The organism is Mesorhizobium sp. LNJC391B00 (assembly GCF_000502535.1).
Classification (GTDB): domain Bacteria; phylum Pseudomonadota; class Alphaproteobacteria; order Rhizobiales; family Rhizobiaceae; genus Mesorhizobium.
This window is the reverse complement of the sequence record NZ_AYWI01000010.1, coordinates 25642-36990: the sequence shown is the minus strand read 5'-3', so window position 1 is coordinate 36990 and position 11349 is coordinate 25642. Positions and strand designations below refer to the sequence as shown.

At 63.6% G+C, this 11349-nt stretch carries 14 protein-coding genes; 6 read left to right on the top strand and 8 right to left on the bottom strand.

What is annotated here, in order from left to right; genetic code table 11:
- Positions 1-71 precede the first annotated feature (71 nt).
- The 3 genes from X750_RS142555 (at position 72) to X750_RS142565 (ending at position 2463) form a co-directional block, all read left to right on the top strand.
- Positions 72-569, top strand: a complete 498-nt coding sequence (locus tag X750_RS142555; protein ID WP_023728787.1) for a CYTH domain-containing protein — start codon at positions 72-74, stop codon at positions 567-569.
- An 86-nt stretch (positions 570-655) separates the two neighbouring features.
- Positions 656-1594, top strand: coding sequence for a CHAD domain-containing protein (locus X750_RS142560; protein ID WP_023748242.1), 939 nt, complete (start codon positions 656-658; stop codon positions 1592-1594).
- A gap of 41 nt (positions 1595-1635) precedes the next feature.
- Positions 1636-2463, top strand: coding sequence for a hypothetical protein (locus X750_RS142565; protein WP_023748241.1), 828 nt, complete (start codon positions 1636-1638; stop codon positions 2461-2463).
- Between the two features lie 50 nt (positions 2464-2513).
- Here the strand turns inward: X750_RS142565 and X750_RS142570 are convergent, their stop codons facing one another.
- A complete protein-coding gene (locus tag X750_RS142570) occupies positions 2514-3890 on the bottom strand; it encodes an adenylate/guanylate cyclase domain-containing protein (RefSeq protein WP_023681273.1) in 1377 nt (458 codons plus the stop codon).
- 174 nt (positions 3891-4064) lie between these two features.
- Complete coding sequence (locus tag X750_RS142575; RefSeq protein ID WP_023681272.1) at positions 4065-4865, bottom strand: helix-turn-helix transcriptional regulator; 801 nt, start codon at positions 4863-4865, stop codon at positions 4065-4067.
- Between the two features lie 116 nt (positions 4866-4981).
- Here X750_RS142575 and X750_RS142580 point away from each other — a divergent pair, with 116 nt between their 5' ends.
- Positions 4982-5839: an SMP-30/gluconolactonase/LRE family protein gene (locus tag X750_RS142580; protein ID WP_023692976.1), complete on the top strand. Its 858-nt coding sequence runs from the start codon at positions 4982-4984 to the stop codon at positions 5837-5839.
- 18 nt (positions 5840-5857) lie between these two features.
- Here X750_RS142580 and X750_RS142585 read toward each other — a convergent pair whose 3' ends face one another.
- Both X750_RS142585 and X750_RS142590 read right to left on the bottom strand, forming a co-directional pair.
- Positions 5858-7579, bottom strand: a complete 1722-nt coding sequence (locus X750_RS142585; RefSeq protein WP_023692975.1) for a SulP family inorganic anion transporter — start codon at positions 7577-7579, stop codon at positions 5858-5860.
- Positions 7580-7658: 79 nt separating this feature from the next.
- Positions 7659-7928 (bottom strand): helix-turn-helix transcriptional regulator, encoded by a 270-nt coding sequence (locus X750_RS142590; RefSeq protein WP_023673276.1) that lies wholly within the window; start codon positions 7926-7928, stop codon positions 7659-7661.
- 79 nt (positions 7929-8007) lie between these two features.
- Here X750_RS142590 and X750_RS1000000165980 point away from each other — a divergent pair, with 79 nt between their 5' ends.
- Positions 8008-8199, top strand: a complete 192-nt coding sequence (locus X750_RS1000000165980) for a hypothetical protein (protein WP_023755330.1) — start codon at positions 8008-8010, stop codon at positions 8197-8199.
- A gap of 16 nt (positions 8200-8215) precedes the next feature.
- Here X750_RS1000000165980 and X750_RS142595 read toward each other — a convergent pair whose 3' ends face one another.
- Together X750_RS142595 and X750_RS142600 are read right to left on the bottom strand one after the other, a co-directional pair.
- Positions 8216-8926, bottom strand: a complete 711-nt coding sequence (locus tag X750_RS142595) for a phosphatase PAP2 family protein (RefSeq protein ID WP_023687516.1) — start codon at positions 8924-8926, stop codon at positions 8216-8218.
- Positions 8927-8930: 4 nt separating this feature from the next.
- Entirely contained in the window at positions 8931-9272 is a 342-nt protein-coding gene (locus tag X750_RS142600; RefSeq protein ID WP_023681268.1) for a hypothetical protein, read from the bottom strand.
- Positions 9273-9502: 230 nt separating this feature from the next.
- Between X750_RS142600 and X750_RS142605 the strand changes: the two genes are divergently transcribed.
- Positions 9503-9727, top strand: a complete 225-nt coding sequence (locus X750_RS142605; protein WP_023673272.1) for a hypothetical protein — start codon at positions 9503-9505, stop codon at positions 9725-9727.
- Between the two features lie 118 nt (positions 9728-9845).
- On the opposite strand, the gene X750_RS142610 is transcribed toward X750_RS142605, so the two are convergent.
- A complete protein-coding gene (locus tag X750_RS142610) occupies positions 9846-10526 on the bottom strand; it encodes a GNAT family N-acetyltransferase (protein WP_023732788.1) in 681 nt (226 codons plus the stop codon).
- Positions 10523-11008, bottom strand: a complete 486-nt coding sequence (locus X750_RS142615) for a MarR family transcriptional regulator (protein ID WP_023687520.1) — start codon at positions 11006-11008, stop codon at positions 10523-10525. Before X750_RS142615 ends, X750_RS142610 begins: the two co-directional genes overlap by 4 nt.
- Positions 11009-11349 lie beyond the last annotated feature (341 nt).

Genomic DNA, 11349 nt, shown 5'->3' with positions numbered 1-11349 from the left:
ATTGATTAAAGTCAAGTTGATTATCTACGGCCGCTTGCCATGTCGGGCCGCAGACGCTTTAGTGGGCGGCCATGGGCAAGGAAGTCGAACGCAAGTTCCTGGTCTCCAGCGCCGAATGGCTGGAAATGGCCGAGGCGAATATACGCATTCGCCAGTTCTATCTTGCCGCAACACCCGGCCGCACCGTGCGCGTGCGCATCAGCGACGGCAGTTCGGCGAAGCTGACGCTTAAATTCGGCAGCAAGATCCGCGAGCGTGACGAATACGAATATGAAATTCCACTGGCGGACGCAGAGGAGATGCTGGCCTTCGCCATCGGACATGTCATCGAGAAGACACGCCACCATGTTAGGCATCGCGGCTATCTCTACGAAGTCGATGTTTTCGGCGGGATTCTAGCCGGCCTTGTGGTGGCCGAACTGGAGACGCCGGAGGATGTACCTGACGAAATGCTGCCTGATTGGCTCGGCCGCGAAGTGACCGGCGAGCAGAGATTTTACAACGCGTCGCTCGCCCTAGAGCCGGATGATTTTAGGTCGGGTCGACCTAAAATCGGAATCCGGCTCTAAATCAAAAGAGATGGAGCATGATGTCGTCCGAAAACCGCTTCACACTTTTCGGCATCATGCTCTAGGGGGATTCCGGAGATCGCCGCATGAGCTTTCGCATCGATCCGCGCCTGCCGCTGACCGGCGAGGTCAGGCGTATCCTTGGCGAGGAGATCGGCAAGGCGCTTGCCCATCTGGCCGTCGCGCGCGACCAGCCGGAGCAGGCATTGCACAAATGCCGCAAGCGGCTGAAGAGCGCGCGCGCCTTGCTGCGGCTGGTCCGTTCCGGAAATGAAACATTCTGTCGGACTGAGAACCAATGCTACCGTCAGGTGGCGGCGCTGCTTGCCGGGCCGCGCGAGGCGACCGCGCTGGTCGAGACCGTCGACCGGCTGGCAGCCGCCTTTCCCGAGCAGGTTGCCGGCGGCGGCCTCGACAGCGTGCGCGACCGGCTGGTTGCCCGCCAGCATGAAATGCATGCCGGCGCCGGCCTCGACGCCGCCATAGGCGCGGCCACCGCCGCCTGCGAGGAAGGCCTCATCAGGATCGAGCGGCTGCTGCTCCCCGATCTGCCTGAGCATGCAGCCGATGTGCTTGCGGAAGGCGCTCGCAAGACCTTGCGCCGTGCCAGGAAGGCGCTGGACCGGGCGGGATCGCGCGGCGAAGCAGAGGATTTCCACGATCTGCGCAAGGCTGCCAAGACCCACTCGATGCATTTGTCGCTGCTCGGCCGGCTGTGGCCGACGCCGATCAAGGTGCGGCGCAAGGCGGTCGACGAACTGGGCGAAAGGCTCGGCGAACTGCACGACGTCTTCGTCATGCGCGTGTTGCTCGAGGCCGACGGTGAGCCGCTCGGCGATGCGCAGGACACAAGGCTTCTTGGCAAGCTTTTGAAGCGCTCGGAAAAAAGCCTGAAGAAGAGCTGCCTCGCCGGAGCGGCCGAGCTGTTCGGCGACAGCCCCAAGCGCTCGACAAAGAAACTCGCGCGCAATGCGCGCGACGACCTCGCCGGCCCGGTATTGTCGAAAGAGGTCCCGGTCGGTTGATCATGGCCGAGGACGTCACCTCGTGCTAGTCACACTTTACCATGACCGCGCCGCGCGACACGCTTCTCGACCGACTTGGCCGCTGGCTTGCCGGCCGGCTGCAGGACGAATCCTCGGGCTATGAGCCCTACACGCCGTCCGACGCCGAGACGTTGCGGCGCACGCTCGAACCCGGCGACATCCTGCTCATCGAAGGCAACCAGAAGATCTCCGCGGCCATCAAATACCTGACACAGTCGACCTGGTCGCATGCGGCCTTCTATATCGGCGATGCGTTGTCCGAACCGGAGGACGGATCGGAACGGCGTCGGCTGATCGAAGTCACGCTCGGCGAAGGCTGTGTCGCCGTGCCGCTGTCGCGCTACCGCACCTACAACACCCGCATCTGCCGGGCGAGCGGGCTGGCGCCGGAAGACCGCGACCATGTTGTCGCCTTCATGATCGGCAAGCTCGGCCTGAAATACGATCTCAAGAACATCTTCGACATGCTGCGCTTTTTCCTGCCGACGCCACCGGTGCCGGTGCGCTGGCGCCGCCGCATGCTGGCTTTCGGTTCCGGCGATCCGACGCGCGCCATTTGCTCGACGCTGATCGCCGAAGCCTATGGCGAGATCCGCTACCCGATCCTGCCCGAGATCACCCGCGCGCCCGGCCGCGCCTCGGCGCAGTCGAACTATTCGCGCCGCGAAATCCTGCACATCCGCCACCACTCGCTCTACACGCCGCGCGACTTCGACCTGTCACCATTCTTCCGCATCGTCAAACCGACGCTGGAATATGGTTTCGACTACCGGGCGGTGACCTGGGAGGACAAGGCAGGCACCGACGCCGCAGCCGCGAAGGCTGGCGCAATCGCCTCAGACACGTGATGGCTTCGGCCTGAGTCATGAGGTTCAGGCGTCTCACATGGCGGCCTGCATCACGCCGAAACCGCAATGGCGCCCTGGTTTTCGGCCCTGTGTTCGACCCAGACATGGACCGGTTCGTCCCGGCCGCGGATGCTCACCGGCCCATGGTCGCGCGCATTCAGCTGTGTCCCGAGCGATTCCGCCTTCGCGGCCTCGATCAGTCGTGACCCAAAGCAAATATTCGCCTGAAGCTCCCGGCAGAGCGCCTGCAAACGGCTGGCGACGTTGACGGTGTCGCCCACCACCGCGAAGGACAGGTTGCGCTCGCTGCCGACCGCGCCGAGGACGACGGCGCCATATTGTGCACCGATCCGAACGTCCAGCGGCGGATATCCTCTGGACACACGCTGGACATTCCAGTCTTCGATAGCGGCGATCATCGCTTCAGCGCACCGGATGGCCCGGGTCGCGTCGTCATGGCTGGCTTGCGGAACCCCGAAGGTCGCCATGATGCAATCGCCGATATAGTTGTCGACGGTGCCATGGTGGTCGAAGACGACCTGCTCCATGCGACGGTGGAACTGACGCAGTAGTTCGAACACTGCTTCGGCCGGATGATCCTCGGAATAGTGTGTGAAGCCGACGATGTCGGCGAACAGCACCGCGATATCCTGCCGGCGGACCGGGCCGAAGGGCTCGTCATCCGTGGCGAGCTGGTCGACGACATTGGGCGAAAAATGCCGGGCGAGATTGGCGCGGGCGCGCTCCGCCTTGACATAGTCTTCCGACAGATGTCGGGAACGAGAGACGACCAGCGCCATGATCGCGCCGATAATCAGCACAACCAACACATTGGTCGCCTGCGCGAACGTATCGACGAAATTGGGGTTGAGATAGAGATTCAGTCGCTCTGTCAGCGGCAGCGAATAGAGGTTCGTTGCCGGAATGACGGTTCCCGCATGAAAAACCACCCATCCCACCCCGATCGTCCACGTCAAGGCCGCGAGCGCGCCGAGATAGAGCGCCAATCGTGTCGAAAGGGTCAGCGCGCCAAGGCATACGAAAATCAGCAGGAATTTGAAGCTGCCCTCGCGCAGTTGCATCGCGGCCGGCGCGACCTCGAGGGAAAACGGGTTGGGCGTTACCAGCAGAACGGTCAACAGAATGATGTCCAGCGTACCGACGAGGTAACCGATCCACCATGGCGCGTTGCGACGGCGCGCAAAGCGAAACTGGATCAGGCCGACGAGTTGGAACAGCGCGAGGCCCGCCAGCACGAAGAGCAGCGAGGCATCCCAGCGGCTGATCAAGGAAAAGAAGCAGGAGATCACGGCGAGCGATGCCGTGCGCGCCCAGAACTGCAATGCAGCACCCTGGCGTTCTGCGCGCTCCCGCAAATTTTTCAGGCGCGAATAGCGGCGAAGTTCAAGTGTTGGCGCGGTCGGCATAGGATCACTTCGATCTTGCGGGGACGGTCACGCATTCGGCAAACCCGCCCCGTACAGTCTGGCAAATCAGCGCGCGAACTCTATCATGAATGTGGCTTCATTTTTGAAGCACCTCCGGACTGGAGCGCGACAAGCTCAGCCGCCAGATGCAATCCTGCTCGGATGATGGCCCAGTCAGGCCGGCAACGGGCGGCGTCCCTTTGCCGGAGCGGTGGGCCGGTCGGACGCACCGGCATCCCTGGGGTGCGGGCCGATCGGCATGATCGCCGGAAACGGGGTTGCGCCAAAAGCAAACGTCCATTTGTAGCCGGTCAGCCCGTCTTCCGGCGTCGTGTGCTGGTCGTGATGGGCGAGCAGTTTGGCGCGCTCGGCCAGTTCCTCCGCCTCGCGCTTCACCATCTCCGCCGTCTCCGGCCGCATCCGCCTGGAGAAAGAGACGAAGGTCGCTTCCCGCTCCAGATGGGTGATCGCCCAGCCGATGAAATTCTTGTTTGTCATCTCGAATAGCGGCCTGAGCGGCCCTTCGAAATTCCACTGGATCGGTGTGTCGACCAGCAGCCGTGCCGACAGCCCGCTGCCCAATGCGATCAGGCCGATCGCTTCGAGATCGCGCAGATAAAGGAACATCGAGGCTTCGCTCAAGCCTTGCGAGCGCATGACGCCTTCGGGCGTGAACTTCTCCGACAGCATGACGAAGATGAACAGCAGCGCCGGCCGTCCCGCGAGCTTGCGCTCGATCTCCGGCGCGATGCGATTGACCGGTCCCGGCCCCCGGTTCATCGACCCCAGCACGTTTTCCAGCTCGACGCCGGCGGCAGCGCAGATCCCGATGAGACGGTCGAGCTTGCAGTTGCGCTCGTGGAAGATGCGCTTCACCGTCGGCTCGGAAATGCCCATACGCCCGGCTAGCTCACGATAGGTGACGCCCTTGGCCTTCAGCGTCCGCTTCAGCGCCTCGAAGATCAGGCCGTTCATGGAATGCACCTCTTTTCTCGCGGTTTGGTATCGCGTTTCGATACTAGCGGCAATCGCCCTTCCGGAAAAGTATCGACATCTCTAGCTCTCCGCCATCCACCACAGGAGACCTGGCCGTGAAAACCCTCATCCCCTCTATTTGTCTCGCCGCCTTCGGTATCGCGCTCGTGCCTGCGGCCGAGGCCGCCGAACTCTGGCGCGCCTCGGGCTTCGAGCAACCCGAATCGGCGCTGTTCGATGCCGCCAACAATCGCATTATCGTCTCCAACATCGTCGGCAATCCCGGGGAGGCCGACGGCAACGGCTATCTCTCGGTGCTGTCGCTGGACGGCAAGGTCGTTAGCCGGCACTGGACCGCCGGCATGGATGCACCGAAGGGCTCGGCGATCTCTGGCGGCAAGCTCTACGTCGCCGACATCACCAAGGTGCGCATCGTCGATCTCGCCAGCGGCAAGCTCATCTCGACGATCGATGTGCCCGGCGCCGTTTTCCTCAATGACGTGACATCGGACAGTTCGGGCAAGGTTTATGTCACCGACATGCTGGCCGATGCGATCTACCGCATTGACGGCGACAAGCCGGAACTGTTCGTGAAGGATGCGAAGCTCGCCGCACCCAACGGCATCTTTGCCGATCGCGATCGGCTGATCGTGGCGTCCTGGGGCAAGGGCATCAAGCCGGACTTCAGCACTGCCGCGCCCGGGGGCCTGCTGTCGGTCGATCTCGCGACGAAAGCCGTGACGCCGCTGCCTGGCGCACAAAACTTTGCCGACCTCGACGGCGTCGTCGCCATCGGCGACAGCATCTACGCCACCGCCTTCATGACCGGCACGCTCTATCGGTACAAAGTCGGCGAGGCGCCGAAGGCTGTAGAGCAGTTCAAGCCGGGCAGCGCCGATATCGGCACAGACGGCACGCGGATCTTCGTGCCGCTGATGAACGAGGGCGAGATCGCGGTGCTGAGCCTGGACTGACAGCGCACACTTGCCGGCTCAGCCAGCGGGCGCGGCTTTGAGTTGCGCCCGCGAATCCTTGATCGAGGCGGCAAAGGTCACCAGCGGCCGCTTGACGCCGTGGTTGATCAGCATGCGCCGTGTCTGCGGCGAGGCACCGGCGATGATGAAACGCACCCCTGCGCGCTTCGCCTTGTGCGCCGCGCCCTCGATGACATTGGCCGCGGTGGAATCGAAGAACGGCACCGCCGAGCAATCGAGGATGAAGTTCTTGCGCTGGTCGGCGATGCGGTCGAGCACCGTGCCGACAGTCGAGGCGGCGCCGAAGAAGAAGGCGCCGGAGATGCGATAGACGACGGTGTCGGCGTCGCTTGCCTCGCTTGCATCGTAGGCGCGGCCGCTGCTGTCGGCGACATCGTCCTGCACCAGCGGCAAATCCGCCTCCACGGCGATCGACTTGGCCATGCGGTCGATGAACAGGATCGAGCCTAGCGCGAAGCCGACGACGATGCCTTCGGTGAGATCGCGGAAGACGACGATCAGGAAGGTTGCCATCAGCACCAGGGCGTCGCCGCGCGAAGCGCGCAGCAACGTGGCGAAGGCCTGCTTCTCGAACATGTTCCAGCAGACAACCGCCAGCACCCCGGCAAGGGCGGCAAGCGGGATGTAGCTCGCCATTGGTGCGGCCACCAGCATGAAGACCAGCAGAAAAAGCGAATGCAGCATGCCGGAAACCGGCCCATGCGCGCCGGCCCGCACATTGGTGGCGGTGCGGGCGATGGTGCCGGTGGTGCAGATGCCGCCGAACAGGGCAGACGCGATGTTGGCAAAGCCTTGCGCCACCAGTTCGCAATTGGAACGGTGACGCCGCCCGGTCATGCCATCGGCGACCACGGCCGAGAGCAGCGATTCGATGGCGCCGAGCAGCGCAAAAGCCACCGCATCCGGCAGCACCGCAAGCGCCTTGTCGAGGTTGAGTGCCGGCAGTGCCGGCAACGGCAGGCTGCGCGGAATGCCGCCATAGCGGGTGCCGATCGTTTCCGCCGGCAGCGAAAGCAGCGCCACGACAAGGGAGGCCAGTCCGACGGCGATCAGCATGCCCGGCCAGCCGGGCCGCCAGCGCTTCACCCCGACGATGGTGGCGATGGTCAGCGCCGCCACCAGCGTTGCCGAGATATTGAGCGTGCCGGCCGCGTGGCCGATCGCCATCAGCTTCGGCAGCAGCGGCCCGGGCTCCGGCCCGGCAAGCCTCAGCCCGAACAGTTCGACGATCTGGCCGGAGAAGATGATGACTGCGATGCCGGCGGTGAAGCCGACCGTCACCGGGTAAGGGATGAATTTGATATAGGTTCCGAGCCGGAGATAGCCGATGGCGAGCAGGAAAATGCCGGCCATCATCGTCGCCAGCAGCAGTCCGTCGACGCCTTCGCGCTGCACCGTCGCCGCCACCAGCACGATGAAGGCGCCGGCCGGGCCGCCGATCTGGAAGCGGCTGCCGCCGAGCGCCGAGACGATGAAGCCGCCGACAATGGCCGTGAACAGGCCGCGCTCCGGCGTCACGCCCGAAGCAATCGCAATCGCCATCGACAGCGGCAACGCGACAATAGCGACGGTCAGCCCGGCCATGAAGTCGGCCTTGAACTGCGGCAGGCGGTAACCTTCGCGCCAGACCGTCACCAGCTTGGGCGTGAACAGCTCTGAAAATGTCGGCTTTGCCGACTTCTGGGCCGGTTGATGCACTGCCCGCCGGATCTGATCCATGGACTGCCTTCCGCTTGCGTGAAGGCGGCGGGATCGTCGGCAGGACTGTCGGCGGTCGCCGTCGCGACTATATGCCGGCTCAGCCTTGCGGGTTCGGCGGCGCGACCGGCTTGAGGCGCACGCCCCGGCCGCCGCGCTCGCTGGTCTGGTTCTCGCCGATGAGCTCCACCCCGGCCTCGTCGAGAGCCTGGATAACCTTCATCAGCGTATCGACCACACCCCTGACCACGCCGTCACTCGCTTCCATGCGCTGGATTGTCGGAAGCGAAACGCCGGCACGCTCGGCGAGCGTCTTCTGATCGATGCCGGCCAGCGCCCTCGCGGCGCGCATCTGGGCGGCAGTGATCATCGGTCGGAACCCCCGTCTGAGTCTGCGGAGACGACGTGTAATACAATCATAGTGATGTTTCAACCATCATAAAGCATGCATGAAACATGATCTCTCCACAAAGCCGGATGGCGGGATACGGGATGAGCATGCTACGCTACCGCCTTGGCTCTTACTGGCGGGGAAATATCAGTTGAATATTTTCAGGACCTTGACGACGTCGGCAGCCTTGCTGTCGGCGGTTTTTCTGCTGGCAGGCTGCGGACACGGGCTGATCAACCGGCTGATTTGAATGTCGCTCCGGATCGTCAGTCTTCGGGCTCGTTGCCATCGGCCACCGCCTTGTTCCGCTGCAGCATTCGCGCCGCCAGCCAGCACAGCGTCGCCCAGGTGAAGCCGGCGCACCATCCCGCCAGCACGTCGGAAGGCCAGTGGACGCCGAGATAGACGCGGCTGACGCCGACCAGCAGCGTTACCAGCACCGCCAGGCTGAGGACATAGATTTTCGTCGTTCGTCCCGGCAGGAAGCGCGCTGCGAGCGAGCCTAGCGTGAGATAGGTCACCGCCGACAGCATCGCGTGGCCGCTGGGAAACGACAGCGACGTCTCGTTGGCCAGGTGCGAGACAAGATCGGGGCGCGGCCGGTCGATGCCGGCCTTGAGCAAGGTCGACAGCAGCTGCCCGCCGGCCACCGCGACAAAGATCAGCAGCGCCGTCCTCGGCCTACGGATCAGCAGGAGGTAGACGATCACCGCCGTTACGATCAGCACCAGCACGCTGGAGCTGCCGAGGCTGGTGATGTCGCGCATCGCGCCTTCCAGCCATGCCGGGCCGACGGGAACATCCGGCTGACCCACTTTTCGGAAAGCGAGCAGGATCTCAGTATCGAAAGCGTGCGGCGTGGTGGCCCGCGCCACCTCCATCAGTTCCTCGAAGCCCCACAGCCCGGCGGCTATCACCAGCCCGGCCAGCAGCACCGGAAATTCAAGCCAGTTGGTGAACGCACGCGGGGTCTTCATCGGATTACAGTCGCCCCTGCAGGTAAGGCCCGAGCGAGATCAGCACCACCGCCGCGATGGCCAGCACGATGCCGGTCGCCTGCAAGGCATTGACGCGTTCGCCGAAGAACACCAGCGCCACCACATTGACCGCCACCAGCTGGATCACCGCCGACAGACTGAACGACACCGACATGCCGAACTCACGAACCAGCCGCAGCATCATCAGATTGCCCGCCGTATAGAGCGCCAGTGTCAGCACGATCTTGCCAAGGCTTGGCGCCAGCCCCCATTGCTTGGCCGCGATGGCCGCCAGCAGGAAGATCACCGTCGAAATGACGAGCTGCGCCAGTCCCCAGAAACTCACTTTTGTGCCTCGCTGTCCTTTGTGGCAGCTCTTGTTTCGCAAGCGTGGCGGCACGTCAAGCAGACTGCGGCGGAACAGGCCACGGCCGAGGTGCTGAATGAATGGCAGCGCGATCGCGGTCTGACTGCCACGCTCGGTCGGATTCGTGCAAACCCAGGCAGCTGCGCTCAAGCATTGGAAAAGAATGGACTTTTAAACATGGCGCCCTACCTCTTCTGGAGGAGAGTGCCATGCCAAAGTCCGTCTATGACCGTGGCCTGCTGAAACCCGACGACATCGCCAGGCTGCAACGCGTGTTCGACGAAGCCTGCCGCAGGCGCGACGTGCATCCCGATTCGGCGGAGGCGCGGGAGATCGCGCTGAACCTGCTTGCGCTGCACAATGCCGGCATGGTCGAGGAAGATATGCTTATGGAAACCGTGGGTTTCCGCCGGTTGGAGCCGAAATCAGCCTGAGGCCCGCAAGGCGGCCTGGAGCGATTCCAGGAAAAGTGTGAAGCGGTTTTCCGTCCGGAATTGCGTAAAAATAAAGGCCTAGGAGCGGTTCGCCGTTTCCGTGAAACGGTGAAACGCTCTAGCCGGCGCGCTGCACGACGGCCACATTCATCTCTGCCCGCAGCCTGAAGCCGATGGATTCGTACAATCCAACCGCGTTGGCATTGCTGGCATAGGCATGCAGGTAGGGAACTTCGCCGCGCGCAAAAATTCGGTTGGCCACGAACACCGACAGCAGCCGGCCGAGGCCGCTGCCGCGAAATTCGGGATGCGAGCAGACGCCGCTGAGTTCGCTGTAGCCGGGCTGCTTCATGCGCTCGCCGGCCATCGCCGCCAGCCGGTCGTCGATTTTCACGCCCCAGAACTCGCCGAGGCTCAGCGCCTTGAGCGTGAACGGGCCGGGCTTGGTCAGTGACGCCAAAGCAAGCATCTCGGCCGCGTCGTCCTGCGTCAGCTGCTGCACACGCTCGTCCGACACGGAAGGCAATGGCGCCTCGGCAACCATCTGAACGCCGAAGGCGGTCACGGTCGCGGTCAGTTCCGGCGGCAAGGCAACGGGGTCCGCCTGGAGCATGAACACGCTCTCACCTGCAGGAATGAGGCTTGCGAGCGCCTGCAGACTCTCAGCGTCGTCTGCCCCGGAAGCCGCGAAGGGGACGATCGAGGAGGGATAGCGCCTGGCGAGCCTGTCGCCATACGCAAAGATCCGATGCCGCGTGTCGAGCGCGCTCCAGACCGGACGATCGAGGACATGGCTCATGGCGCGACATCCTGTTTCACACGGCGGTCGAGCGGGGCCGCCGCCAGGCCGTCCTCCATTGCCGAGAGTTGTTCGAGAAGCGGCCCTGCAAGGCCTTTGCACAAGTCGGCAACGGCGTTCTCGATGCGCGGCCAAACGTCCCGCTTCGCCTTATCGACCAGGCGCTGGCCGTTCGCGGTCAGCGAGATCATCCTGCGGCGCTGGTCGTCGTTCGATGGCGCGGCCTCGACCAGCCCCAACTCGGCCAGCAGCGCCACGCTGCGCGTCACCCCCGGCTGGGTGATCCCCAGTGACTGCGCCAGTTCGCCGACAGGCAGCGGCCCAAGCCGGTCGAGCGCGGCCAGCAGAGGATACTGGCTGGACTGCACCGGCACCTCCAGCCCATCGAGCATGCGCTGCGTATCGGCCTGCAACTGCTCGCCGATGCGCTTCAGCCTGCTGCCGAGGGTGAGGTAGCCAAGGGATCGAATGATGTCTTCCATGGGTGGTCCGTCTCCTGGATAACCATAACATGTTATATAACGATGCAATGAACGAGTTCAAGCGCCTGCTTTGGAGGTTGGCCGCAAGCATCTCAACTTCGTCGTCCTTGGGCGAAGCAGGAGCGAAGCTCCGTCGCGGAGACCCAGGGATCATGCCTTGGCCGTGGAAGCAGCGGAGCAGAACCTGCAACGCAGCGTAGTTCAGAAGTCACGGCATGGATCCTCGGGTCTGCGCCGTCGCTACGCTCCTTGCTTCGCCCGTGGATGACGACGGGATCGGCGTTTCAGCCAATCGCCAGGATATTCGATCCGTCTTGCAGATGCGTTGAACCACTAGTCCG